The organism is Sinorhizobium terangae (assembly GCF_009601505.1).
Taxonomy (GTDB): domain Bacteria; phylum Pseudomonadota; class Alphaproteobacteria; order Rhizobiales; family Rhizobiaceae; genus Sinorhizobium; species Sinorhizobium terangae.
The window spans coordinates 136,442-161,030 of record NZ_WITC01000017.1 but is presented as its reverse complement, the minus strand read 5'-3'; the positions used below and the strand labels follow the sequence as shown (position 1 = coordinate 161,030).

General features: G+C 62.8%; 29 protein-coding genes. 19 read left to right on the top strand and 10 right to left on the bottom strand.

What is annotated here, in order from left to right; all coding sequences use genetic code 11:
• Nucleotides 1-201 precede the first annotated feature (201 nt).
• From ccmA to GHK62_RS02600, 5 genes are all read left to right on the top strand, one after another.
• Entirely contained in the window at nucleotides 202-825 is a 624-nt protein-coding gene (ccmA, locus tag GHK62_RS02620) for a heme ABC exporter ATP-binding protein CcmA (RefSeq protein ID WP_153436787.1), read from the top strand.
• Entirely contained in the window at nucleotides 822-1,481 is a 660-nt protein-coding gene (gene ccmB, locus GHK62_RS02615; RefSeq protein ID WP_153436786.1) for a heme exporter protein CcmB, read from the top strand. Before ccmA ends, ccmB begins: the two co-directional genes overlap by 4 nt.
• A gap of 180 nt (nucleotides 1,482-1,661) precedes the next feature.
• A complete protein-coding gene (locus GHK62_RS02610) occupies nucleotides 1,662-2,432 on the top strand; it encodes a heme ABC transporter permease (RefSeq protein ID WP_153436785.1) in 771 nt (256 codons plus the stop codon).
• Complete coding sequence (gene ccmD / locus GHK62_RS02605) at nucleotides 2,429-2,605, top strand: heme exporter protein CcmD (RefSeq protein WP_153436784.1); 177 nt, start codon at nucleotides 2,429-2,431, stop codon at nucleotides 2,603-2,605. Before GHK62_RS02610 ends, ccmD begins: the two co-directional genes overlap by 4 nt.
• Nucleotides 2,602-3,210 carry a DsbE family thiol:disulfide interchange protein gene (locus tag GHK62_RS02600; protein WP_153436783.1) on the top strand — a complete coding sequence of 203 codons (609 nt, stop codon included), beginning with the start codon at nucleotides 2,602-2,604 and terminating at the stop codon, nucleotides 3,208-3,210. The genes ccmD and GHK62_RS02600 overlap by 4 nt, the downstream gene beginning before the upstream one ends.
• A 269-nt stretch (nucleotides 3,211-3,479) precedes the next feature.
• Here the strand turns inward: GHK62_RS02600 and GHK62_RS02595 are convergent, their stop codons facing one another.
• From GHK62_RS02595 to GHK62_RS02570, 6 genes are all read right to left on the bottom strand, one after another.
• Nucleotides 3,480-4,073, bottom strand: coding sequence for a DUF2585 domain-containing protein (locus GHK62_RS02595; RefSeq protein ID WP_184108640.1), 594 nt, complete (start codon nucleotides 4,071-4,073; stop codon nucleotides 3,480-3,482).
• Nucleotides 4,070-4,702: a septation protein A gene (locus GHK62_RS02590; RefSeq protein WP_153436782.1), complete on the bottom strand. Its 633-nt coding sequence runs from the start codon at nucleotides 4,700-4,702 to the stop codon at nucleotides 4,070-4,072. The genes GHK62_RS02595 and GHK62_RS02590 overlap by 4 nt, the downstream gene beginning before the upstream one ends.
• A gap of 251 nt (nucleotides 4,703-4,953) precedes the next feature.
• Nucleotides 4,954-6,441, bottom strand: coding sequence for a signal recognition particle-docking protein FtsY (gene ftsY / locus GHK62_RS02585; protein WP_380785598.1), 1,488 nt, complete (start codon nucleotides 6,439-6,441; stop codon nucleotides 4,954-4,956).
• A gap of 414 nt (nucleotides 6,442-6,855) precedes the next feature.
• Complete coding sequence (gene mtaB, locus GHK62_RS02580) at nucleotides 6,856-8,130, bottom strand: tRNA (N(6)-L-threonylcarbamoyladenosine(37)-C(2))-methylthiotransferase MtaB (RefSeq protein WP_153436780.1); 1,275 nt, start codon at nucleotides 8,128-8,130, stop codon at nucleotides 6,856-6,858.
• Nucleotides 8,127-9,032: a diaminopimelate epimerase gene (gene dapF, locus GHK62_RS02575; RefSeq protein WP_184108657.1), complete on the bottom strand. Its 906-nt coding sequence runs from the start codon at nucleotides 9,030-9,032 to the stop codon at nucleotides 8,127-8,129. The genes mtaB and dapF overlap by 4 nt, the downstream gene beginning before the upstream one ends.
• Nucleotides 9,033-9,125: 93 nt before the next feature.
• Complete coding sequence (locus GHK62_RS02570; protein ID WP_153436778.1) at nucleotides 9,126-10,142, bottom strand: MBL fold metallo-hydrolase; 1,017 nt, start codon at nucleotides 10,140-10,142, stop codon at nucleotides 9,126-9,128.
• A gap of 121 nt (nucleotides 10,143-10,263) precedes the next feature.
• On the opposite strand from GHK62_RS02570, the gene GHK62_RS02565 reads away from it, so the two are divergent.
• The 7 genes from GHK62_RS02565 to trmD all read left to right on the top strand — a co-directional run bounded on the left by GHK62_RS02565 (nucleotide 10,264) and on the right by trmD (nucleotide 15,360).
• Entirely contained in the window at nucleotides 10,264-10,737 is a 474-nt protein-coding gene (locus tag GHK62_RS02565) for a MarR family winged helix-turn-helix transcriptional regulator (protein ID WP_153436777.1), read from the top strand.
• Nucleotides 10,734-11,381, top strand: coding sequence for a cysteine hydrolase family protein (locus GHK62_RS02560; RefSeq protein ID WP_153436776.1), 648 nt, complete (start codon nucleotides 10,734-10,736; stop codon nucleotides 11,379-11,381). Before GHK62_RS02565 ends, GHK62_RS02560 begins: the two co-directional genes overlap by 4 nt.
• A 258-nt stretch (nucleotides 11,382-11,639) precedes the next feature.
• Nucleotides 11,640-13,208: a signal recognition particle protein gene (ffh, locus tag GHK62_RS02555; protein ID WP_153436775.1), complete on the top strand. Its 1,569-nt coding sequence runs from the start codon at nucleotides 11,640-11,642 to the stop codon at nucleotides 13,206-13,208.
• A 12-nt stretch (nucleotides 13,209-13,220) separates the two neighbouring features.
• Nucleotides 13,221-13,556 (top strand): chorismate mutase, encoded by a 336-nt coding sequence (locus GHK62_RS02550; protein ID WP_153436774.1) that lies wholly within the window; start codon nucleotides 13,221-13,223, stop codon nucleotides 13,554-13,556.
• A gap of 37 nt (nucleotides 13,557-13,593) precedes the next feature.
• The gene (rpsP, locus tag GHK62_RS02545; RefSeq protein ID WP_153436773.1) at nucleotides 13,594-13,968 is read left to right on the top strand and encodes a 30S ribosomal protein S16; all 375 of its coding nucleotides are present in this window, start codon (nucleotides 13,594-13,596) and stop codon (nucleotides 13,966-13,968) included.
• Nucleotides 13,969-14,074: 106 nt separating this feature from the next.
• The gene (rimM, locus tag GHK62_RS02540) at nucleotides 14,075-14,638 is read left to right on the top strand and encodes a ribosome maturation factor RimM (RefSeq protein ID WP_153436772.1); all 564 of its coding nucleotides are present in this window, start codon (nucleotides 14,075-14,077) and stop codon (nucleotides 14,636-14,638) included.
• Nucleotides 14,639-14,649: 11 nt separating this feature from the next.
• The gene (trmD, locus tag GHK62_RS02535) at nucleotides 14,650-15,360 is read left to right on the top strand and encodes a tRNA (guanosine(37)-N1)-methyltransferase TrmD (protein ID WP_153436771.1); all 711 of its coding nucleotides are present in this window, start codon (nucleotides 14,650-14,652) and stop codon (nucleotides 15,358-15,360) included.
• A gap of 33 nt (nucleotides 15,361-15,393) precedes the next feature.
• Here trmD and GHK62_RS02530 read toward each other — a convergent pair whose 3' ends face one another.
• Entirely contained in the window at nucleotides 15,394-16,140 is a 747-nt protein-coding gene (locus tag GHK62_RS02530; RefSeq protein ID WP_153436770.1) for a sulfite exporter TauE/SafE family protein, read from the bottom strand.
• Complete coding sequence (locus GHK62_RS02525; protein WP_153436769.1) at nucleotides 16,137-16,460, bottom strand: hypothetical protein; 324 nt, start codon at nucleotides 16,458-16,460, stop codon at nucleotides 16,137-16,139. The genes GHK62_RS02530 and GHK62_RS02525 overlap by 4 nt, the downstream gene beginning before the upstream one ends.
• 11 nt (nucleotides 16,461-16,471) lie before the next feature.
• Between GHK62_RS02525 and rplS the strand changes: the two genes are divergently transcribed.
• From rplS to GHK62_RS02495, 5 genes are all read left to right on the top strand, one after another.
• A complete protein-coding gene (gene rplS / locus GHK62_RS02520; protein ID WP_136505385.1) occupies nucleotides 16,472-17,005 on the top strand; it encodes a 50S ribosomal protein L19 in 534 nt (177 codons plus the stop codon).
• A gap of 222 nt (nucleotides 17,006-17,227) precedes the next feature.
• A complete protein-coding gene (locus GHK62_RS02515) occupies nucleotides 17,228-18,037 on the top strand; it encodes a basic amino acid ABC transporter substrate-binding protein (protein WP_153436768.1) in 810 nt (269 codons plus the stop codon).
• Nucleotides 18,038-18,104: 67 nt separating this feature from the next.
• Entirely contained in the window at nucleotides 18,105-18,923 is an 819-nt protein-coding gene (locus tag GHK62_RS02510; protein WP_153436767.1) for an amino acid ABC transporter permease, read from the top strand.
• Nucleotides 18,924-19,348: 425 nt separating this feature from the next.
• Entirely contained in the window at nucleotides 19,349-20,758 is a 1,410-nt protein-coding gene (gene leuC, locus GHK62_RS02500; RefSeq protein ID WP_153436766.1) for a 3-isopropylmalate dehydratase large subunit, read from the top strand.
• A 108-nt stretch (nucleotides 20,759-20,866) separates the two neighbouring features.
• Nucleotides 20,867-21,412, top strand: a complete 546-nt coding sequence (locus GHK62_RS02495) for a SixA phosphatase family protein (RefSeq protein WP_153436765.1) — start codon at nucleotides 20,867-20,869, stop codon at nucleotides 21,410-21,412.
• A 109-nt stretch (nucleotides 21,413-21,521) separates the two neighbouring features.
• Here the strand turns inward: GHK62_RS02495 and GHK62_RS02490 are convergent, their stop codons facing one another.
• Nucleotides 21,522-22,070: a L,D-transpeptidase family protein gene (locus GHK62_RS02490; protein WP_153436764.1), complete on the bottom strand. Its 549-nt coding sequence runs from the start codon at nucleotides 22,068-22,070 to the stop codon at nucleotides 21,522-21,524.
• Nucleotides 22,071-22,214: 144 nt separating this feature from the next.
• Between GHK62_RS02490 and GHK62_RS02485 the strand changes: the two genes are divergently transcribed.
• Together GHK62_RS02485 and GHK62_RS02480 are read left to right on the top strand one after the other, a co-directional pair.
• Complete coding sequence (locus GHK62_RS02485) at nucleotides 22,215-22,898, top strand: response regulator transcription factor (protein ID WP_153436763.1); 684 nt, start codon at nucleotides 22,215-22,217, stop codon at nucleotides 22,896-22,898.
• A gap of 75 nt (nucleotides 22,899-22,973) precedes the next feature.
• On the top strand, nucleotides 22,974-23,429 hold the full coding sequence (locus tag GHK62_RS02480) for a cyclic nucleotide-binding domain-containing protein (RefSeq protein ID WP_153436762.1): 456 nt from the start codon (nucleotides 22,974-22,976) through the stop codon (nucleotides 23,427-23,429).
• A gap of 178 nt (nucleotides 23,430-23,607) precedes the next feature.
• On the opposite strand, the gene GHK62_RS02475 is transcribed toward GHK62_RS02480, so the two are convergent.
• Nucleotides 23,608-24,414: an exodeoxyribonuclease III gene (locus tag GHK62_RS02475; protein ID WP_153436761.1), complete on the bottom strand. Its 807-nt coding sequence runs from the start codon at nucleotides 24,412-24,414 to the stop codon at nucleotides 23,608-23,610.
• Nucleotides 24,415-24,589: the final 175 nt, after the last annotated feature.

Genomic DNA, 24,589 nt, shown 5'->3' with positions numbered 1-24,589 from the left:
AAATGGGATGCGGGTGCGGCCATTTCCGCTGTCCGTACGTGGAATGTCATTCCATGTTCGGCGCTTGGATGATATTCACGCCGACCGCTGGCGTGTTGGCCGCGTTATAGATAATTTCTCCAGATGGTGCCAGACCAACCAAGGTTCAATCGGAACTTTTTTTGCTGTGCGGCAACGAGCGTCAAGGGAAGCTGAAAATACATGCGCCTGCTGGCTGAAGGTTTGAGTGCGAGGCGCGGCGAGGACCTGATTTTTAACGATATTTCCTTTGCTCTCGGAGAGGGAGAGGCCCTTGTGATCACGGGGCCGAACGGCTCCGGCAAGTCGACCTTGCTTAGGGTGCTCGCAGGTCTTTTGCGGGCCGAATCGGGCACGTTCAGAATCGAGGGGGGACCGGCGGAATTCGCGCATCCCCATGAGCTCAGCCATTATCTCGGGCATCGCAACGCAATGAAGCGGGAACTGACCGTCCGGGAAAATCTTTCCTTCTGGCAGCGGTTCATGGGTGATTCGCAAGGAGGGTCCGGGGTCGACATCGCGGCGGCCGCCGAAGCCGTCGGGCTTGCCGGCATCACGCACCTGCCCTTCGGCTATCTCTCTGCAGGCCAGCAACGGCGCATGGCCATGGCCAAGCTCCTCGTCGCCTACCGGCCGATCTGGTTGCTCGACGAGCCGACCGCCGCGCTCGATGCGGGGGCGGACCGGTTGTTCGCCGGACTTGTGAAGGCGCATCTCGAAGGCGGCGGTATCCTCATTGCCGCGACGCATCAGCCTCTTGGGTTCGGGTCGGCGCAGAGCTTGCAGATGAAGGGGTTCACGCATTGATCGCCCTCTTCTTCCGCGACCTCAAGCTTTCCGTGCGCGCCGGTGGCGGCGCGATGATCGGCGTGCTGTTCTTCATGACCGTCGTTGCGGTCGTCCCCTTCGGGGTCGGGCCGGATCTCAATCTCCTGTCGCGTATCGGTCCGGCGATGCTTTGGATCGGCGCGCTGCTCGCGTCACTGCTCGGCCTCGACCGTCTTTTCCAGGCGGAGCGCGAGGATGGGTCGCTCGATCTCCTGCTGATGCAGGAAACACCGTTGCTCATGACCGTATTCGTCAAGTGCGCGGCTCATTGGGCCGCGACCGGCCTGCCGCTTGTCATCGCCTCGCCGCTGCTCGGCCTTTTCATGAATATGAACGAGTTGGCGATCGGTGCGACCATGCTCACGCTCCTTGCCGGAACGCCCGCGATCACCTTCATCGGCGCGGTCGGTGCCGCGGTCGCGGTCGCCTTGCCGCGGGGCGGGCTGCTCGTCTCGATCCTCGTCCTGCCGCTTGCCATCCCCGTGCTGATCTTCGGTGTCAGTGCGGTCTATGCGGCGATCGAGGACCCCGCCCCGTTTCTGCCGCCTTTCATGATATTGATGGCGATAACCCTGTTCTTCGCAGTGATCGGTCCCGTCGCGGCAGCCGCGGCGCTCAGGCATTCGGCTGATTGAGGCGTGCGATATGCGCTAACGCAATCGTGATTGATCACGGCGTAATTCCTTAGATCGAAATCGTTCTGAGGCTAAAATCATGCAGTCATTCAGGGTGCTGCAGCGACCGTTGCGCGTCTAAAGGACGCGCGGCGCTGCAGGTCAATTGCGGAAGGGATGCTTCCGCGTTAAAGAGCCGTCATGAGCGAAAACAGCCTGGCTATCCGCAAATTCAGCGATCTCGCCAACCCGACCCGGTTTCTGGCGCTGGCTGACCGTGTCCTGCCCTGGTTTGCCGCCGCCACCGCCCTGTTCTTCGCCGCCGGTCTCTGGCTTTCATTCACGACCGAAGGTGACTACCAGCAGGGCGAGACGGTGCGCATCATGTATCTGCATGTGCCGGCCGCCTGGCTGTCGATGATGTGCTACACGGTGATGGCGATCTCGGCGCTCGGCACGCTCGTCTGGCGCCACCCGCTCGCCGATGTTTCCGCCAAGGCGGCCGCGCCGATCGGCGCCTGCTTCACCTTTCTCGCGCTGGTCACCGGTTCGCTCTGGGGCAAGCCGATGTGGGGAGCCTGGTGGGTCTGGGATGCGCGGCTCACCTCGGTCTTCGTGCTCTTCCTCATGTATCTCGGGCTGATTGCGCTCAACCGCGCCATGGACGATCCGGCCCGTTCTGCCCGCGTCTCCGCCGTTCTCGTGCTGGTCGGCTTCGTCAACATTCCGATCATCAAGTTCTCGGTCGAATGGTGGAACACGCTGCATCAGCCGGCGAGCGTTCTGCGTTTCGGTGGGCCGACGATCGATCCCGAGTTTTTGCGGCCGCTTCTCATTATGGCGGTCGCTTTCACGCTGCTGTTCTTCACGCTGCACATTGCGGCGATGCGCAACGAGATCTGGCGTCGCCGGGTCACGTCGCTCCGCCGTCAGGCTGTTCGCAACGCCGGCCGGGAGGCACAGACACTATGATGAGCCACGCCGCCTATGTCTTTGCGAGCTACGCCGTCGCCGCCGTTACGGTGGCGGGACTCGTGTTCTGGGTCATCGGCGATGGCCGCGCCCGTCAGCGTGAGCTGAAGGAGCTCGAGGCGGCAGGCATCCGACGCCGCTCGGCGGAGGCTTCTAGCGGAGCCGGCCGATGAGCAGCACCCACGCACCCCAGCCGGACGAGCGTAAGCCCGGCGCATTGCGTTTCGTGTTCGCGGCGCTGCCGCTCGTCATCTTCGCGGCATTAGCGCTGATCTTCTGGAGCCAGCTGAATTCCGGCAGGGATATCAGCGAAATCCCCTCGGCACTGATCGGCACCAAGGCGCCTAAGCTCGACCTGCCGCCGCTTGAAGGCGCGGCGCTTGCGGGCCAGCCGATGCCGGCACTCAACGATGCGGCAATCAAGGGCAGGCTGACGCTCGTCAATGTCTGGGCCTCCTGGTGCGTGCCCTGCCGGCAGGAGCACCCGATCATCCTCGAGCTCTCCAAGGATCCGCGGCTTCTGGTCGTCGGCATCAATTACAAGGACCAGAACGAAAACGCGTTGCGTTTCCTGGGTGAGCTCGGCAATCCGTTCTCGGCGATCGGTGTCGATCCGCGCGGCAAGGCCGCGATCGACTGGGGCGTCTACGGCATCCCGGAGTCCTATCTCGTCGGCGCCGACGGCACGATCCTTTACAAGCGCGTCGGCCCGTTCGACGAACGCAGCCTCAAGGAAGGGCTGATGCCGGCGATCGAAAAGGCGCTCGCGGGTTCGTGACGGGCCCAGCGGCTCTTTCGTCCCACAATTTGCCCCTCATCCCGCTGCCGCGACCTTCTCCCCGCACGCGGGGCGAAGGGACTTGCGGCACTCGCCCGCCCCTCCTCACCGAAGGCGGTCATGGCTTGGGAAGAAGAGAAGGTAGCGAATTTCCAGTTCTCCCCCCGTACGTGTAGCGATGGGATTTAGGTGGGCGCCGCGAGTCTCCTTCGCCCCGCGTGCGGGGAGAAGGTGGCCGGCAGGCCGGATGAGGGGCGAATGCGGACGAATTAAAGCCCCGCCTGCCATGCCTTCACCGCATCGAGCGGCCAGACGAGCATCAGCACGTTCAAGGTCAGGTTGTCGCGCACCGTCCAGGCGGTGAAGAGCTCCAGCACGATTGCGATTGCGACGGTCACAGCGACCGGTAGCCGCGATGCGAGCAGGAAGCCAGTCGCCATGGCGAGTGTATCCATGGTGGAGTTCAGGATGCTGTCGCCGAAATAGTCGAGCGAGATCGTTGCCGAACGGTAGCGGTTGATCACCATCGGCGTGTTTTCGGCAATTTCCCAAGCGGATTCGATTACGGTCGCAAACAGGAGGCGCGCGCTCAGCGGCTTTCCGCGCAGGAATAGGTGACCGAGACCGTAAAAGAGGAAGCCGTGAATGATATGGGACGGCGTGTACCAGTCGCTGAGGTGCTGCGAGTTGCCGCTGGACTTGACCACGCCTTCCCACAGCTTGACGTAGCCGCATTCGCAGATCCACAGCCGGCCCATGAGATGCTGTGTCAGTATCTGAATCGCAAGCACACCAAGGCAGGCGATCAGCCAGAACCAGGCCCAGCGCTGTCTGTTGTCGTCGGTCCCGGCCGCGATCGTCACTCGGCGCTTTCCTGTTCGAGCGAATGTTTCATGATCAGCGGCATCTGGGCAAGGGTGAAGACAATGGTGATCGGCATCGTTCCCCAGACCTTGAAGGCCACCCAGAAATCCGTCGAGAAGGTTCGCCAGACAATCTCGTTCAGCACCGCGAGGAACAGGAAGAACAGACCCCAGCGGATGGTGAGCTTCCGCCAGCCATCCTCGTCCAGCCTGAAGGCGGAATGGAAGACGTAGCCGAGCAGGGATTTGCCGAACAGGAGGCCGCCGAGCAGGATCGCGCCGAAGAGCGTGTTGACGATCGTCGGCTTCATCTTGATGAACGTGTCATTCTGCAGCCAGAGCGTCAGCGCGCCGAAGACGAAGACGACGATTCCGGAAACGAGCGGCATCATCGGCAGCGTTCGGGTCAGCATCCAGGAAGCGACAAGCGCAATCGCCGTTGCCGCCATGAAGAGCCCGGTGGCGATGAAGATCGGTCCACCGAGTTCGGCAAGCATGGGAAAGCGGCCCGCCAGCCAGTCGCCGCGGGAATTGGCGAAGAAGAAGACCATGAGCGGCCCGAGCTCCAGCACGAGCTTAAGGAGTGGGCTCACCTCTGTCCGCGCCTTGGCGGCTTCGATTGTCGACATATGCGGATCCTGTTCTTGCATATCGCGCCTTCTACCGCGCCACGCGTCTTACGGGACGCGCAAAGGCCGCTGTAGCATTTGAGTTGCTGCATTCTCCTTAAATCGGGCTCGATTCAAGGAGAATGCACCGGAGCGGGTGGAAACACTTCCTCGCCCCATCCGGCTGCTCATAACACCAGCATTGCGGCAAAACCATATCAACGAGGCGGGCGGTGTCCAAACGTCCTTCGAACCATTGTCTGCTGTCGCCATCAGGCGGCAACGCCGGCGATCGCATCGGCGAAATCCTTTGCCTCGAAGGGTTCGAGATCGTCGACGCCCTCGCCGACACCGATGAAATAGACCGGCAGCTTATGCTTGGCGGAGATCGCGACGAGAATGCCGCCGCGCGCCGTGCCGTCGAGCTTGGTCATGATCAGGCCGCTGACGCCCGCGACGTTGCGGAAGATCTCGACCTGCTGGAGGGCATTCTGCCCGGTCGTCGCGTCCAGCGTCTGCAGGACCGTATGCGGCGCGTCCGGGTCGAGCTTGCCGAGGACGCGGACGATCTTTTCGAGCTCCGCCATCAGCTCGGCCTTGTTCTGCAGCCGCCCGGCCGTGTCGATGATCAGCACGTCCGACTTCTTCTCGCGCGCGAGCTGGAACGCCTCATAGGCTAGGCCGGCTGCGTCGGCGCCGAGCTTCGAGGACACGATGTCGGATTTCGTCCGATCGGCCCAGATCTTCAATTGCTCGATCGCTGCGGCGCGGAACGTGTCGCCGGCCGCAAGCATCACTTTCAGGCCCGCGCCGGAAAGCTTGGCGGCAAGCTTGCCGATCGTCGTGGTCTTGCCGGTGCCGTTGACTCCGACGACGAGGATCACATGCGGCTTGTGGCTGAGATCGAGTTCGAGCGGCTTGGCCACCGGTGCCAGCACCTTCGTGATCTCGCCGGCCATGATGCGCGACACGTCCTCGCCGGAGACGTCCTTGCCATAGCGCTCGGAGGCGAGCGTATCGGTGATGCGCATTGCCGTCTCGACGCCGAGATCGGCCTGGATCAGCAGGTCTTCGAGATCCTGCAGCGTCGCCTCGTCGAGCTTCCTCTTGGTGAAGAGGCTGGTGATCTGGCCCTTCAGGTGGGACGAGGAGCGCGCAAGACCGCGGCGCAGGCGCTGGTACCAGGGAAGCTTCGGCTGAGGGGCGGGCGCTGCTTCCTTCGGACGCTTGTCGGCGGTGGCAAAGCCTTTGGGGAGGCTTGATGCCGTTGCGATTTGATCTTCCCGCTTGTGGGGGAGATGCCCCGAAGGGACAGAGGGAGGTGTCGCCGCTCGAGCCTCTTCCTCTTGCTTCTCGGCGTATCCGGAAGCGGCCTCACCCCCCTCTGCCCTGCCGGGCATCTCCCCCACAGGCGGGGAGATTGGAGGAGGCGCGCGCTCGTCTTTCACCGGAACGGTTTCGTCCGCGGCTGCGTCTTCATGGGCGGCGAAGTCGGGGCTTGCCTCGGCCTTCTCGCCTCTCGTATCGGTGTCTTCTGCGCTTGTGTCGGGCGAAGCGGCGATATCGTTCACACCGGCCGCTTTCTCCGCAGCGCGGGTCTGTTCGTCCTCTGCGGTTACCTCGGTCTCCGCCTGATCTCCCCTCTTGTGGGGGAGATGTCCCGAAGGGACAGAGGGGGGTGTGGCGGCCTTGGCCCTTTCACCTTCGCGCGTCTCGGCGTGATCAGATGGGGACGCACCCCCCTCTGCCCTGCCGGGCATCTCCCCCACAAGCGGGGAGATTGGGGGAGGCGCGCTCTCGTCCTCCACCGGGACAGTTTCGTGCACGGCAATGTCTTCATACGCGGCTATATCGAGGCTTGCGTCGGCATTCCCGCCTTTCGTATTGGCGTCATCGGCGCTTGTGTCGGGCGATGCGGCAATATCGTCCACACCACCTGCGGCCTCTCCAGCGCGGGCCTGCTTCTCGGCGGTCGCCTTGGGCTCCACCCCCTCTCCCCCCTCGTGGGGAAGATGTCCCGAAGGGACAGAGGGGGTCGTCGCAGCCCCGCTGGAGACCGCGTCCGGTGCCGCTTCCGGCGCCTCCTGCGGCGGCGCGGGTTTCTCCTCTACGGCGCCTTTGCCAAAGGAGAAGATCTTTTTGATGAAACCAATCGCCATGAGAATTCTCGGATTTCAGGCCGCAGCCATCTGTTTTTGTTGCATCGTCAGATGCTTGCCATTGTGGCCGGTAATTGTGACAGCAACGAGCGACCGCGGCTCGAGGCCGGCCGCATCGACGAGTGTGAAGTTTTCGGTGTGCGCCAGCCCGTTCATCTCGACCAGAATTGTCTGCTTGCTGCCGATCATGCGATCGAGATGGGCGGCGTGGAGTTCCGCCCCTTTGGCGCGCAGGCGGGCGGCGCGCTCCTTGACGAGCGCACGGTCGAGCTGCGGCATGCGCGCGGCCGCCGTGCCGGGGCGCGGGCTATAGGGAAAGACGTGGAGATGGGCGATGCCGCAGTCCTCCGCAAGGCGCGCGGCATTTGCGAACATCGCATCGGTTTCGGTCGGAAAGCCGGCGATCATGTCGGCGCCGAAGCTGATCTCGGGCCTCAAACCGCGTACCTCGTTGCAGAAGGCGCGGGCGTCGGCGCTCGAATGGCGCCGCTTCATCCGCTTCAGGATCATGTCGTCGCCGTGCTGGAGCGAAAGATGCAGATGCGGCATGAAGCGCGGCTCGTCGGCGATGAGGTCAAGGAGATGCCGGTCCGCCTCGATGCTGTCGATTGACGAGAGGCGCAGGCGCAGGATTTCCGGCACCTGCTTCAACAGCGTCTTGGCAAGCAGACCGAGTGTCGGCGTTCCGGGGAGATCGGCGCCATAGCTCGTCGCATCGACGCCGGTCAGCACAATCTCGCGATATCCGCTTTCGACGAGCCGGCGGGCCTGATCGACGACGGCGCCCATCGGCACGGAGCGGGAATTGCCGCGGCCATAGGGGATGATGCAGAAGGTGCAGCGGTGGTCGCAGCCGTTCTGCACCTGGATGAAGGCCCGGACGTGGCCGTCGATGTGTTTGACCATCTGCGGCGCGGTGGCGCGCACGCTCATGATATCGTTGACGCGCAGCTTCTCCTCTGCCGAAACGCCGAAATCCGGCAGCGAGCGATAGGACGTGCTCTTGAGCTTCTCTTCGTTGCCGAGGACCGCATCCACCTCGGCCATTTCGGCAAAGGTTTCCTTCTCGGTCTGGGCGGCGCAGCCGGTGACGATGATGCGGGCGTGCGGGTTGTCGCGGCGGGCACGGCGGATCGCCTGGCGTGCCTGGCGCACGGCCTCGGCGGTGACCGCGCAGGTGTTGACGAGTATGGCGTTGTTCAGTCCCGCCTTCTCGGCCTCGGCCCGCATCACTTCCGATTCATAGGTATTGAGGCGGCAGCCGAAGGTTATGACCTCGACGCCGCTCAAAGCGCCCGCGCTCCGCTTTCGCCAGCCGCTGCACGATCGCGCTGAAAGGCGCCGGTGGCGGGATCAAGCGTGCCCGACCATTCCCACTCGGCCGGCCCCGTCATGATCACGTGGTCGTCCTTCTCGCGCCATTCGATGAGGAGGGGCCCGCCAGGAACGTTCACGGTTACCGTCCGCTCCGTGCGGCCAGTTCTTGCGCCGCTGACGGCGGCGGCACAAGCTGCCGAGCCGCAGGCAAGCGTCAGCCCTGCGCCACGCTCCCAGGTCCTGAGATCCATCTCGTCGCGCGAACGGACGCGGGCGATCGAGATATTGGCGCGCTCCGGGAAGATCGGATGATTTTCAAGGAGCGGCCCGAAGCGATCGAGCTCGTAGGACGAGACGTCGTTCTCGACCCAGAAGATCGCATGCGGATTGCCCATCGAGGCGACGGAAGGTGAGTGCAGGACCGGAGCGTCGATCGGCCCGATCTGCAATTCGATCCGACGCGTGTCATGAAATTCCTCGGCGAGCGGAATCTCGTCCCAGCCGAAGCGTGGGCGTCCCATGTCGACCGAGATCGCCCCGTCCTCATGCTCCTTCGCTTCGAGCAGGCCCGCAACGGTATGGAAGAGGAAGGCCTTCTTGCCGGTTTCGGCGGCGAGCGCCTGCACGACGCAACGGGTGCCATTGCCGCAGGCCTGCGCCATCGATCCGTCCGAGTTGATGATGTCGATCCAGGCATCGGTGCCGGCGGCCTTCGGATCGTGGATCGCCATGATCTGGTCGAACTCGGTCGCCGGATCGGCATTGAGCGCGACCGCAGCATGAGGCGTGACGCGATCCTTCCGGCCGCGCATGTCGACAACCAGGATCTTGTTCCCAAGCCCGTTCATCCTGGCAAATTGCACGCTGTCGGCCATGTCGCGATTATCCAAACTCGCCTCCACTTCGGGGAGGCGTCCTTCATTTGCGCTGTATATGGCGGAAAAGCCCGGAAATTACCAGTGCCGGCTTCATTCGGCCTTCGATGCGGTCGCGGGAACGTCGAAGATCTCGCCGGGACGCATCGCCCTGAAACGCGCCCGCTCGATGCCGGCGCTGTCGAGTGCCGCCTCCAGGGCTCGCAGCGGCTCTTCGATCCCTTCATTGTTCAATCGGAACGTGCCCCAATGGTGCCCGGCGACGTGTTCGGCGCCGCAGGCGATCATGCCCATGACCGCTTCTTCCGGATTCTGGTGCTGGGACGCCATGAACCAGCGCGGCTCGTAGGAGCCGAACGGCAGGTTGGCGAGGCGGAACGGGCCGTGTTTGGCGCGGGCGGCGCGGTAATTGATGCCGTCGTGAAAGCCGGTGTCGCCTACATGATAGATCTTGCCCGCCGGCGCCTCGATGACGAAGGCGGCCCATAGCGCCATGCGCCGGTCGCCGGAACGACGGGCCGCCCAGTGGTGGCAGGGCTCGGCATGGATGGTGATCCCATCTTCCACCTCGACCCGGTCACCCCAATCGACAACGGATATTTCGGCGCTCGGGACCGAACGCCGGATGATGGTGTCGTTGCCGAGCGGTGTCACGACGCGCGGTGCGTGCTCCTCGTTCAATGCCATGAGCGTGGCGAGATCGAGGTGGTCATAGTGATTGTGCGTGACAAGGACGACGTCGATCGGCGGCAGGTCGTCCATGAGAATGCCGGGTGCATTGCGCCTGTGCGGACCGGCGAAGGTAAAGGGGCTCGCGCGGTGCGACCAGACCGGATCCGTCAGGATGTTCAGGCCGCCGACCTGGATCAGGAGCGTCGCGTGTCCGACCATAGTCACCCGGAGACCGTCACCGTCGACGTTGAGATCGGGTTTCGCCTGAAGGAACGGACTGGCATGGTGCTGAGGCCACCGCACCCGGCCGCCGCCAAGCTGCCAACGCAGGAGAGCGCCGAAGCCGCGCGGTGCGGTGCCGCCGGGATTGAAGAAGCGAACGCCGTCGAAATGATCCGAAACGGGGCCGGCGTAATAGGGATTGACACCTTTCCTCATTGCCGTCCTCGGTGCCGTTGCGATGAAACAAGATAGGCGCACCGGAGGTCCCATCACAGGGTTCAGGCAATAGTCTTTAACAAATTCTTGAAGATGACAACTCGATTGCTATCATCGGCCGATGCTCGTCCGATTCGACAAACAGGAACGCCTCTACAAGGCCATCAAACTTGTCCGCCCCATCCAGCTCAACGTCAACAGGACGGTGGAGAAGATGCTCGACGGGGCGGGGATCACGGTTGCCGAGCGGGCTATCCTCGAAGTGCTTTGCAACGAGCCGCTGACGGTGCCGGAGGCGGCAAGGCGCCTGTCGATGAAGCGGCAATTTGTCCAGCGCATCACGGCGGGGCTGTTTGCAAAGGCCCTGATCGAGAAAAAACCCAATCCGGAGCATCGCAAGGCCTATTTCTGTGTCCCGAGCGCCGTCGGCCGTGAGTTGTTCAACGCCGTTCACCAGCGCGAACTGGAACTGCTGCATGCGGCTCTCGGCGATATCAACCAGACCGAGGTGGTGGTGGCTCTCCGGGTGATGGCGCGAATCGACTCGGCTTTCGAGGAACTGGCACATCAGTTGGGCGCGGAGGAAAGCGGATGACTACGGTTCTCGCGGCGGTGGCGGCAGTCGTCGTTGTCGGCGCCCTCTTCGTCATCCGCCTGAAGTATGAATTGCGGAGGGCGAATACGCCGACCACCGGCGAGCGCATCGACATTTCCATGCGGCCGAACCTGGCGCTGCTCGTCATCGACATACAGAAGGACTTCACCTCGATCGGCGGAAAATACGGATGGGACGAGGCCTATCTGAAGAAGCGACTTGCCATGATCAGCACGGCTGCCGTCAAGGCGAGCCAAGCCGAGATACCGGTGATTGCCATCCGCCATGTCTATCGCGCGCCGCTCATCAGGCTGATGATCTGGTTTTTTGGCGAGGGGCGGGGAATCCCGGGATCGAAAGGGCTCGGTCTCGCGTTGCCGCTGTCGCCGGATTTCGATATCGTGAAATCGCTGAGCGATGGCTTCTCCTCACCGGAGCTCGAAGGCTATCTGGCTGCAAACAGGATCGGTACCTTGCTGCTGACGGGGCTCGACGGTTGCCATTGCGTCCAGAACACCGCCAACGGTGCGCTCAACCGCGGCTATCGGGTCGAAATCCTCGAAAACGCCGTATTGAGCCGCGACAAAGCCGGATGGCGCAAGCATGCCGAGGCGCTTGAAGGGCGGGGCGCCGTGCTCACCTGAAGTGGCTTCCAAGCTCATTTGCCGCCAATCCTTGACTTTTCACCCGCTTTCCTGTTTATCGCGGCTAATTCCTTCGCAAGTGATGACTTCGAAGCCGCCGACCGGGCCCCGCAAAGGTATAAAGAGAGCCCGGAGGTCAACATCCGACAGCGCGTTGCGCCCTCGGGTGGTTTTTGGCTTTGCGCCTTGTTTTCCGCGCGAGGGAACCCACGTTTCCGGCTGAGCAATTGGTAAACCGGAAACCAGAAGGATGAGAGTATGTTCGAGAGCCTGCAGGACCGCCTTGGTTCCATATTGAATGGACTGACCGGCCGCGGCGCACTGTCGGAAGCTGATGTTTCCGCGGCGCTTCGGGAGGTTCGCCGTGCGCTGCTCGAAGCCGACGTCGCGCTCGATGTGGTGCGGTCCTTCACGGAAAAGGTTCGCGAGAAGGCGGTCGGCGCCGAAATCCTGAAATCGATCAAGCCCGGCCAGATGGTCGTCAAGATCGTCCACGACGAGCTCGTCGCGATGCTCGGCTCGGAGGGCGTGCCGATCGATCTCAACGCGCCGGCCCCGGTTGTCATCATGATGGTCGGCCTTCAGGGCTCGGGCAAGACGACGACCACCGGCAAGATCGCCAAGCGGCTGACCGCGCGGGACAAGAAGAAGGTCCTGATGGCCTCGCTCGACACGCGCCGTCCGGCCGCGCAGGAGCAGTTGCGTCAGCTCGGCGTCCAGACCGGCGTCGATACGCTGCCGATCATCGCCGGCCAGTCGCCGACCGACATCGCCGCGCGCGCCGTCCAGGCAGCCAAGCTCGGCGGCCATGATGTCGTCATCCTCGATACCGCCGGCCGCACCCATATCGACGAGCCGCTGATGATCGAGATGGCGGAAATCAAGCGGAAGTCCAATCCGCATGAGATCCTGCTCGTGGCCGATGCCCTGACTGGTCAGGACGCGGTCAATCTCGCACGCAATTTCGACGACCGCGTGGGCATCACCGGTCTGGTGCTGACCCGCATGGACGGCGACGGCCGCGGCGGTGCTGCCCTGTCGATGCGCGCCGTCACTGGCAAGCCGATCAAGCTGATCGGCGTTGGCGAGAAGATGGGCGAGCTCGAGGAGTTCCATCCGCGCCGCGTTGCCGACCGCATCCTTGGCATGGGCGACATCGTTTCGCTGGTCGAAAAGGCGGCGGAAAACATCGATGCCGAGAAGGCGGCGGCCATGGCCGCCAAGATGGCCAAAGGCAAGTTCGACCTGAACGATCTCGCCGACCAGCTCAGGCAGATGCAGAAGATGGGCGGCATGGGCGGCATCATGGGGCTGATGCCGGGCATGGCCGGCATCAAGGACAAGATGGCCGCTGCCGGTCTCGACGATTCACTCTTCAAGCGCCAGCTCGCCATTATCTCCTCGATGACCAAGGCCGAGCGCGCCAATCCGGACATCCTCAAGCATTCGCGCAAGAAGCGCATCGCTAGCGGCTCCGGCACCGATGCTGCCGACATCAACAAGCTTCTGAAGATGCACCGCCAGATGGCGGACATGATGAAGATGATGGGCGGCAAGGGCAAAGGCGGCATGATGAAGCAAGTGATGGGCGGCCTTGCCAACAAGATGGGTCTTGGTGGATTGGGCGGCGGCATGCCGGATCTGTCGAAGATGGACCCGAAACAGCTCGAGGCGCTGCAGAAGCAGGCCGAGGCCGCCGGTCTCGGAAAGCCCGGCGGCGGCCTGTCCGGTCTTGGCGGCGGTGGATTGCCAGGCTTGGGCGGCACCAAGCTTCCGGGTCTTGGTGGCGGTTTCCCGGGTCTACCCGGCCTGCCGAAGAAGAAGTGAGGATCGCAGAGAATGGTTGATCCCGAGATCAGAGAGGAATTGGCGGGCTACCGGCAGTCGATCGACAATATCGATGCCGCGCTCGTCCACATGCTGGCCGAACGTTTCCGCTGCACCAAGGCGGTCGGCGTTCTTAAGGCCAAGCATCAATTGCCGCCGGCCGATCCGGCGCGCGAGGAATACCAGATCGAACGCCTTCGCCGTCTGGCGAAGGATGCCAATCTGGACCCGGATTTCGCCGAGAAGTTCCTGAACTTCATCATCAAGGAAGTCATCCGGCATCATGAAGCCATCGCCGCCGATCGCTCGCAGCCCGCGGGCAACGCCGGCGCCACCCATTCCGCTTGAACGAAGCGGTCAAGAAAGCCTGCAAGGAGTAACTGAAATGGCACTGAAAATTCGTCTCGCCCGTGGCGGCTCCAAGAAGCGCCCGTATTACCAGATCGTCGTTGCCGATGCGCGCAGCCCGCGTGACGGCCGCTTCCTCGAAAAGCTCGGCTCCTGGAACCCGATGCTCGCCAAGGACGACGAAAAGCGCGTCGAGCTCAACGCGGAGCGCGTGAGCCACTGGATCGCCCAGGGCGCACAGCCGACGGACCGCGTCCTGCGTTTCCTCGATCAGGCTGGTCTCGCCAAGCGCCCGGCCCGCAACAACCCGAACAAGGCACAGCCCGGCAAGAAGGCACAGGAACGTGCCGCCGAAGCCAAGCAGCGCGCTGAAGAAGCTGCGGCCGCCGCTGCCGAAGCAGCCGCCGAATAATAATATCGCCGTCAAAACGGTGTGGCATACGGGTGGCATTTCCATGCCGCCCGTTTTGTTTTATGTGCACACGGAATTCGGATCGCGCCGGAAATGGATCGAGACCATGAGCAAGCTTGAAAACCCAGTCCTGATGGCGACCATCGGCGCGGCCCAGGGCCTGCGCGGCGAGGTGCGGGTGAAATCCTTTACGGATGATCCGACGGCGCTCGGCGACTACGGCAACTTGCACAGCGCCGACGGGCGCGTCTTCGAGGTGCTCGAAATCCGCGAGGCGAAGAACGTGGTCGTGGTGCGCTTTCGCGGTGTCAACGACCGCAATGCGGCCGAAGCCTTGAACGGGCTGGAGCTCTTCATCGAGCGCGACAATCTTCCCGACGATGATCTCGACGAGGACGAGTTTTTCTACGCCGATCTCGAGGGGCTGGAGGCGGTGGACGGCACCGGCAAGAGCTATGGCTCGGTGACCGGCGTCTTCGATTTCGGTGCCGGCGATCTCCTGGAACTGAAAGGACCGGGCAGGCGGCCCGTGCTGATCCCCTTCACCGAATGGTCGGTGCTCGAAATCGATCTCGAGGCGGGAAAGCTACTGGTCGACCCGATCGCGGCGGGCCTTGTTGACGACAAGGACGAAGGCACCGGGAATCCGTTCTCGAAAAAGAGCAAGTGAGCGGTTCGGCGATGTCTTTTCGTGCCACGGTCCTGACGCTCTATCCGGAGATGTTTCCCGGACACCTCGGCGTCTCGCTTGCCGGCAAGGCGCTGGAACGCGGTGAGTGGTCGATCGAGGCCGTGCAGATCCGCGATTTCGCCGAGGACAAGCACCGGACCGTCGACGATACGCCGGCCGGCGGCGGCGCCGGCATGGTGCTGAAGCCCGACGTGCTGGCGCGCGCAATCGATAGAGTCGCGGCCGACGATGAACGTCCGCGGCTGCTGATGAGCCCGCGCGGCCGGCCCTTGACGCAGGAGCGCGTGCGGGAAATGGCTGCCGGCCCCGGCGTCGTCATCGTCTGCGGCCGCTTCGAGGGTGTCGACCAGCGGGTCATCGATACGCGCAATCTCGAGGAAGTGTCGATCGGCGACTATATTCTTTCCGGCGGCGAGCCGGCGGCACTCGTGCTGCTCGATGCCGTCGTGCGCATCCTGCCGGGCGTGATGGGCAACGAACTGTCCGGCGTGCACGAAAGTTTCGAGGGCGGCCTGCTGGAGCATCCGCACTACACCCGGCCGCAGGTCTTCGAAGGCCAGGAAATCCCGGCGGTGCTGACTTCCGGAAACCATGGCGCCATCGCCAAATGGCGCGAGGCCGAGGCCCGAAAATTGACGGCGGAGCGCCGGCCGGATCTGCTGGCGCGTGATCCGAAATGTGGGAACCGGTTTTCGGAATAATCACGCGCGGATCAAAACTTGCCGTGCGGCCGGTCAGCCGGTGAAGAAATAATAGGCGGCAAGCAGCAGACCGACCGCGACGACGAGTGCGCGAATGATCGCCTGCGGAACGCGCCGCGCCGCCCAGACGCCCGAAAAGCCGCCAAGTGCCGCTCCCGGAACCATGATGGCGGCATGCAGCCAGGAAACGACGCCGCCTGCGGCAAAGACCGCGATGGCGATTGCGGCGATCACGATCGAGATGAAGTTCTTCAGCGCATTCAGCCGATGGTAGCCGCCACCGGTCGCAAGGCCGAGAACGGCCAGCATCATGATGCCCATGCCGGCGCCGAAGAAGCCGCCATAGACGGAGGTCGCCATCTGGCTGGCGACCCCGAGCGGGCCGATTCGGTGTTCGTCGCTGCGTGCCTTGGGCTTCAGCAGCGGACCGGCCGCGAAGATCGCGGTCGCGGCGATCAGCAGCCATGGTACCATCGCACGGAAGGACGGATTGGAGAGCGAGAGCAGAAGCAGCGCACCGGCCAGTCCGCCGACTGCCGAAATGACGCCGAGCAGGATCGCGTTCCGCCGGTCGGCGCGGATTTCCTTTGCATAGGCAAGCGCCGAGGTGATGTAACCCGGAAACTGGATGATCGACGAGGTGGCGTTGGCAACGATCGGCGGCAGGCCGCCAAGCGTCATGGCGCCGAAGGTCAGAAAGGTGCCGCCGCCGGCGATGGCGTTGACGACACCGGAGAGGAATCCCGAAACAAAAAGCAGAAAAGCTTGAACAATCGTCATGGCCATCCCCGTACCGCGTGGACACCGGGATAGCCGCTGGCGATATCGACCGCAAGCCCGTAGCCGAAACTGTCTCCAAAGCCTGGAATTTCAGGCAATTCTGATAAAATGCCGTTTCTGAGGCGGCAAGTGCCCGGAAAATCGGCTTTCGGGGATGACAAGGCGGATTGTTTGGTGTATGTGCCGCCCCGGTTCGGGTTCTTTGCCCGTCGACCATCAACAAAGAATGGCGAATCCGCTCCTGCCATGGATACGGCAAGGCTTGAAGGGAAATCCAACAGGCTGATCGAGAGCGCTCTGGCTGTTTCAGAAGAACGCAAAGGTTAGACCGATGAACATCATCCAACAGCTGGAAGCCGAACAGGCCGCCAAGATCGCCGCAAAGCGCACCCTTCCCGATTTCTCCGCCGGCGACACCGTCCGCGTCAACGTCCGCGTTGTCGAAGGCAACCGTACCCGTGTCCAGGCCTATGAAGGCGTCTGCATCGCCCGTTCCGGCGGCGGCCTCAACGAAAGCTTCACCGTTCGCAAGATCTCCTACGGCGAAGGCGTCGAGCGCGTATTCCCGGTTTACTCTCCGCTCGTCGAGAGCGTCGAAGTGGTTCGCCGCGGTAAGGTTCGTCGCGCCAAGCTCTACTATCTGCGCGATCGTCGCGGCAAGTCGGCCCGTATCGTGGAAAACACCGGCACGCGCGCCCGCAAGCTGAACGAAGCCGAGCGTCAGGCCGTTGCCGACGAGAAGGCACGCATCGAGGCTGAAAAGGTTGCAGCCGCCCAGGCTCTGGCCGCCGAGAAGGCTGCAGCGGAAGCCGCTGAGGCAAAGGCAGCAGAAGAAGCAAAGGCAGCGGAGAACGCAGCCGAATAAGATTTCAATTCCTCGGAATTGTCAGGAAGGCGGCCTCGGGGCCGCCTTTCTTTTTGCCGTAGCGGAATCAGGAAAAGTGTGAAGCAGTTTTACGCCCGCGTCCCGCTAGGCCCTCAAGGGAATCGGATTTCGCATCGACCCAAGATCTAGCGATCTATCTTCTTGTCTTCCCGGTAGAATTTGTGACATTTTCTGTCGCCACAATTTTCGGGAGCTTCTCCAATGACATGCCGTCGCCATGTGCTTGCGGGTATAGCCGCAGCCCTCGCCATTCCATTCGCATTCTCCGCGCCCGCTCACGCGAGCGATCTGCCGGACCTCGGCGGCAAGACGGTCGTCGTCGTGACCGAGAATGCCTACCCGCCGCTGCAGTTCGTCGACCCCAAGACCGGCCAGGCGGTCGGCTGGGAATATGATGCGATGAACGAGATTGCCAAGCGGCTGAACTTCAAGGTCGAGTACCAGAACACGAGCTGGGATGCGATGATCCAGGCGGTCTCCGACGGCCAATACCAGATCGGCATGACCGGAATTACCATCAAGGACGACCGGAAGGAAAAGGTCGACTTCTCCGATCCCTATATGCGCTCGCAGCAGTTCATGCTGGTGCGTGGCGACGAAGCCCGCTTCAACGACGCCAAGAGCTTCGCTTCCGTCGAGGATGCGTTGATCGGTGCCCAGCCCGGCACCTCTCCCTTCTACACGGCCGTCTATGAAATCCTCGACGGCAACGAGCAGAACCCGCGCATCAAGCTGTTCGAGACCTTCGGTGCGACCGTGCAGGCGCTCAAGGCCGGCGACGTCGACCTCGTGCTGACCGACAGCGTGGCGGCGAAGGGCTATGTCGATTCGTCCGAAGGCAAGCTCAAGGTCGTCGGCGAGCCGCTCGGCACCGAGGATTTTGGCTTCATCTTCCCGAAGGGCTCCGATCTCGTCGCCCCGATCAATGCCGCCATCAAGGCGCTGAAGGAGGACGGCACCTTCGATGTGCTGAACAAGAAATGGTTCCTCGACTACAAGATGGGCGGCTGATCGCCGGAGCGGGATGAGGAGTGTGCGGCTTTCCGCCGGCATCCCGCCCCAACTTATCGGAATCATGATGGCGCCAGTTAAATCCGACACTTCCGAAAAGGGCGACTATCCCTGGTGGCTGGTCGCCCTTCTCCTGATCGCCGTGTTGCTCGCCGCGGTCATTGCAACCAACGACATCTTTTCCCAGGTCTTCGGCGTTGTCCTCAAGGGCATTGGCGTCACCATTTTCGTGACGCTGGTGGGTTTTGCGCTGGCGACGGTGCTCGGCCTCGGCGTGGCGTTGATGGCGCTTTCCGAGCATGTCGCGCTGCGCCAGACCGCGCGCTTCTATACGGAGGTGATCCGTGGCGTGCCGATCCTCGTGCTGCTTTTCTACATCGCCTTCGTCGGGGCGCCGGCGCTGGTGGTCGTGGCGAATTTCGCGGCTGCGCCGTTCATTTCTGCAGGCTGGATGGAGCCGCTCGTCGTTCGCGATATCTCGCTGATGTGGCGGGCGATCATCGCCCTGATGATCGGCTATTCGGCCTTCATCGCCGAGGTCTTTCGCGCCGGCATCCAGTCGGTCGACAAGGGGCAGGTGGAGGCGGCCAAGGCGCTCGGGCTTTCGCGCTATCAGCGCTTTCGCCTCGTCGTCTTCCCGCAGGCGATCCGCGTCATCCTGCCGCCGCTCGGCAACGACTTCGTGGCGATGGTCAAGGATTCCTCGCTGGTCTCGGTGCTCGGCGTCGCCGACATCACCCAGATGGGCAAGATCTACGCCTCGGGCTCGTTCCGCTTCTTCGAAACCTATTCCATCGTCGCCTATGTCTATCTCATCCTGACGATTGGCCTCTCGTTGGCGCTCCGGGCGCTCGAGCGGCGGTTGAGACGGGCGGAGACGCGGTAGGCATTGCGTTCTTGGCAAGACCCAACCCCTCCCCACAAGGGGGAGGGCTTCCGGTGCCCACGTCCGGCGGGGTGCCAAATTCCGACATCCGAGTTCACGGGGCCGCTAAGACAGGAATGGGATGGCGCGGCATCGTAACCCCTCCCCCTTGTGGGGAGGTGGGGAGGGGTCTTGATCGTCTGCGTCCCATCTCTTCGATTGCCGAACCGTCGAAAAATTGATATGAGCACCGGCCATGGAATCCAAATTCGGATGTCGCGAACAGAAAATCGTCGTGCTGCAAGACCACAAGCGTCTGCCGGCACGCTTTTTCGCGCGGGTTTCCGGCGCGCTCACCAGCCGCCTATCCTGATCGTTCGATCAGTTTTCCGGCCGTCTGCAGCCGGCATTTCCCCATATTCTGAAAATCGAATGGACATATCGCCATGAGCGCACCGCGTACCCTCTATGACAAGATCTGGGACGATCATCTGGTCAACAGCCAGGACGACGGCACCTGTCTTCTCTACATCGATCGTCACCTCGTTCACGAGGTGACGAGCCCGCAAGCCTTCGAGGGCCTGCGCATGGCCGGCCGCAAGGTCCGCGCGCCGGAAAAGACGCTCGCCGTCGTCGACCATAACGTCCCGACCTCACCCGATCGCCATCTTGGCATCAAGAACGAGGAGAGTCGCATCCAGGTTGAGGCGCTCGCCAGGAATGCTGCCGACTTCGGCGTCGAATACTATTCCGAGAACGACAAGCGCCAAGGCATCGTCCACATCGTCGGTCCCGAACAGGGCTTCACGCTGCCCGGCATGACGATCGTCTGCGGCGACAGCCACACCTCCACCCACGGTGCCTTCGGCGCGCTCGCGCATGGCATCGGCACTTCGGAAGTGGAACATGTTCTGGCGACGCAGACGCTTATCCAAAAGAAGGCGAAGAACATGCTGGTGCGCGTCGACGGCCAATTGCCGCCGGGCGTCACTGCCAAGGATATCATCCTCGCGATCATCGGCGAGATCGGCACGGCCGGCGGCACCGGTCATGTCATCGAGTTTGCCGGCGAAGCCATCCGTTCGCTCTCGATGGAAGGCCGCATGACGATCTGCAACATGACGATCGAAGGCGGCGCCCGCGCCGGCCTGATCGCGCCGGACGAGACGACCTTCGCCTATATCAAGGACCGGCCGCGCGCGCCCAAGGGCAAGGCCTGGGACATGGCGCTCGAATACTGGAAGACATTGCACACGGACGAGGGCGCCCATTATGACCGCGTCGTCGTGCTCGACGCCGCCAACCTGCCGCCGATCGTGTCCTGGGGCTCCTCGCCGGAGGACGTGGTCTCGGTGCAGGGCATCGTTCCGAACCCGGATGAAATCCAGGACGAGACCAAGCGCGCCTCGAAATGGCGTGCGCTCGACTATATGGGCCTGAAGCCGGGCACGAAGATCACCGACATCGCCATCGACCGGGTCTTCATCGGTTCCTGCACCAATGGCCGCATCGAGGACCTGCGCGCCGTCGCCAAGGTCGTTGAGGGCCGCAAGGTTGCCGCGACCGTTTCGGCGATGATCGTGCCGGGCTCCGGCCTCGTCAAGGAACAGGCGGAAGCGGAAGGACTCGACAAGGTCTTCAAGGAAGCAGGTTTCGACTGGCGCGAGCCCGGCTGCTCCATGTGCCTGGCGATGAACGACGACCGGCTGAAGCCGGGCGAACGCTGCGCCTCGACGTCGAACCGCAACTTCGAAGGCCGTCAGGGCTTCAAGGGGCGCACGCATCTGGTTTCGCCGGCGATGGCCGCCGCTGCGGCGGTTTCGGGGCACTTCGTCGATATCCGCGAGTGGAAATAAGCCGGTTCGAGCTTTTCCGGCATCTCAGGCCGCCCTTCGGGGCGGCCTTTTTTATTGCGCACGACGGTGCGAGAATGGAACAACCGCCGACAGATGAGGAGCGCCCCCATGCCTGACGACGCCAGCCCCCCGACACGCCGCCTCCTGTTGCTGCGCCACGGCAAATCCGCCTGGCCCGAGGGGGTCGCCGACCATCGCCGTCCGCTCGCCGGCCGCGGCCGGAAAGCGGCGCCGGCAATCGGCGCTTTCATGGCACGGCAGGAGTTGATCCCGGACCTCGCGCTCGTTTCGACCGCCCGGCGCGCGCAGGAGACCTGGGAGCTTGTCGCCAACGAACTGCCACAGAAGGTCGAAACCCGCGACGCCGTCGCCATCTACGAGGTGACAGCCAAGGCCATGATAGATGTGATCCGCGAGGTGGAGCCGTCGGTCGAGAAGTTGATGCTCGTCGGGCACAATCCAGGCATGGTGGAGCTTGCACTTCTGCTCGTCGGCGGTGGTGACGAGGTGGCGTTGGCGCGCCTGCGCGACAAGTTCCCGACGGCCGCTCTCGCCGTCATGGATTTTACCATCGAGCAATGGTCGGAGATTGCGCCCGGGACGGGCCGGCTCGTTCGGTTCGTGACGCCCCGCATGCTGGACGGCGGAGGGTGAGGAAATCGCCTCTGCATGATTCCTTACATCGGGACGGATTTAAGGAATCATGCAGCAATTCAAGATGCAACACCGAGCGCGTCCGTCTGGTTGCCCGGCGCTGTAGTTCCTACACCACCTTCACGATCGTTCCCTGGCGCATATGCCGGATCAGCCGCTTCATTGCCGGCAGGCTGACGGCGACGCAGCCCTGCGTCGGCTCGTAGCCGGGGCGAATCAGATGGAAGAAGATCGCGGAGCCGGCATTGCGCCGTCTGCAGAAAATGTTCCAATCCATGACGAGGCATACGTCATAGAGGCCGTCGTCGCGCATCATCGTCTCGTGGCTTGCCGCAAGCGGGGGCTTGGCCGGGCGATTGTATGAGGCGTGGCCGGGATCGTCGCACCACAGCATGTCGCGGCGGGTGGCACGCATGGGCAGCCGCGTCGGCGGCAACGAGATGCGGTCACGGCGCGTGTAGCCGCCGATCAGCTTCATCGATGCCCGCGGCGTCGCGCCGTCACCCTCGCGCTTGATTACCGTTATGCCGCTGCGGCCGATCGCCGCCTGTTCCGTTCTGCCGGCGAAGCTGACAAGCGCGCGCCGGCGGTCGCGCGGCGCCATTCTGACGACGATCGTTGATTTTGGCGATCTTACTCCCGACGTTTTCTTGCGCATTATTCTCACAAAATTTTGCCTTGTCCGCGAGTAGGTGACGACCATAGGCATGGTTGCATTTATGACGGTGTTCAACGGCGGCCGGCTTGCCAAGAGCGGCATTTGAGCTAGTTTTGATTCAGGAAGCAAACAGGAATTGTCCCTATGGCGACACGTACCATTCTCCTTGTCGATGACGACAATGACCTGCGCGAAACACTGGTAGAGCAGCTTTCTCTCTATGAAGAGTTCGATCTCCTGCAAGAGGCAACCGCCGGCAAGGGGATCCAGGCGGCCCGTGCACATCAGGTCGACCTTCTGATCATGGATGTCGGCCTACCCGACATGGATGGTCGCGAAGCGGTCAAGATCCTGCGCAAGGGCGGCTTCAAGGCGCCGATCGTCATGCTGACCGGGCACGACACCGATTCGGACACCATCCTCGGGCTCGAAGCGGGCGCCAACGACTACGTCACCAAGCCCTTCCGCTTTGCCGTGCTGCTCGCGCGCATCCGCGCCCAGCTTCGCCAGCACGAGCAGAGCGAGGACGCCACCTTCAGCGTCGGTCCCTACACGTTCAAGCCGAGCCAGAAACTGCTGACAATGGAGAATGGCCAGAAGATCCGCCTGACCGAGAAGGAAGCGGCGATCATCCGCTATCTCTATCGCGCCGATCAGAAAGTGGTCACGCGCGATGTCCTGCTCGAGGAGGTCTGGGGCTACAATTCCGGCGTCACCACGCATACGCTGGAGACGCATGTCTACCGGCTCCGCCAGAAAATCGAGCGCGACCCTTCCAATGCGGAGATTTTGGTGACAGAGAACGGCGGCTACAAGATTGTTCCTTGAGCGGGATCGCGGAAAGGTGTGAAGCGGCCTTCCGTTCCGCATTCCGCCCCCAAAGCGAACAGGGAGAATGCCGCCTTGGCACTCAACGACGACATCGCGCTTTTGTCCAATGTGGCGCTCTTTGCCGATATCAGCGAGGACAAGCTGAGGCTGATCGCCTTCGGCGCCGAACGCCGCCGCGTCTTGAAGGGCCAGGAGCTTTTTCGCGAAGGGGCGCCGGCCGACTGTGCCTTTGCCGTTGCTGCCGGCAGTTTCACGCTTTCGAAGGCGGACGGCGAGGGCCGACAGCAGCATGTGGCCACCGTCGAGCATGGCGCGCTCCTTTCTGAACTGGCATTGATCTCGATGGTCGAGCGCAAATTCACGGCGACCGCCGACGAAGACAGCGAAGTCATCCGCATCAATCGCCCGCTTTTTCGCCGGATGTTGGAAGAGTACCCGGAGGTGACGGCGCTTGTCGAAGCCCGCATCCGCGAGAATCTGCTGGCGATGATCCGGCGCGCCGAGGCGCTTGCGGGGCGGTTTGCCTGACGGGATCATTGAGGTCCTACCACTTAAAAGACCCCTCCCCACCGGTGGGAGGGGCTCCGATGCCGCACCGCTCAATTCATGTCATTACGGTTCAATGAGCGCGAAAATGTTAGAATTTAGCACGCTCTCGGACGCGGGTGCGTAGCCCCTCCCCCTTGTGGGGAGGGATAACCGCGAATCAGAGCTCGAAATGCGCGATCACCGGCACGTGGTCGGAAGGGCGATCCCAGCCGCGGGCCTCGCGGATGATGTCGACGCGGCTCAGTTTCGGCGCGATATCGGCCGAGGACCAGATGTGATCGAGGCGGCGGCCGCGGTCGGCCAGCTCCCAATCCTTCGCGCGATAGCTCCACCAGGTGTAGAGCTTTTCGGGCGGGGGCACGTGCTGGCGCATCAGGTCGACCCAGGCACCCCCGGTCATCACCGATATCAGGCCCTCGGTCTCGATCGGGGTGTGGCTGACGATCTTCAACAGCTGCTTGTGCGACCAGACGTCGTGCTCGAGCGGCGCGATGTTGAGGTCGCCGACCAGGATGGACGAGACGCCGGCCTCGGCTTCGGCGTGCAGGAGCTTCATTTCATCGACAAAGTCGAGCTTGTGGCCGAACTTCGGATTGATCGTCCGGTCCGGCTCGTCGCCACCGGCCGGCACATAGAAATTGTGCAGGCGTATCGTGTTGTCCCCGGCCTTAAAGACGACAGAGAGATGGCGGGCGTCGCCGACGCCGCAATAGTCGCGGCGGTCGGAAAGCTCATGCAGCGGCAGGCGCGAAACGGTCGCCACGCCGTGGTAGCCCTTCTGGCCGTGCATCTCGATGTATTTGTAGCCGAGGCTTTTCAGCGGCGACGACGGAAACTGGTCGTTCGGGCATTTGGTTTCCTGCAGGCACAGGATGTCGGGCTGCCATGTCTTCAGAAAGTGCTCGACCAGCGGCATCCGCAGGCGAATGGAGTTGATGTTCCATGTGGCGATGGAAAGGGTCATTCCGCGTTCCCTACTGCATGATTCCTTAAATCGGGATCGATTTAAGGACAAAATCATGCATCATTTCAAAGTGCTACAGCGACCTTAGCGCGTCCGATCGGACGCGCGGCGCTGTAGAAAGGATGAGTGCGCCGGCAATTGGGCAGGAAGCCCCGGCAGTCCGTTCGCGTTTCTA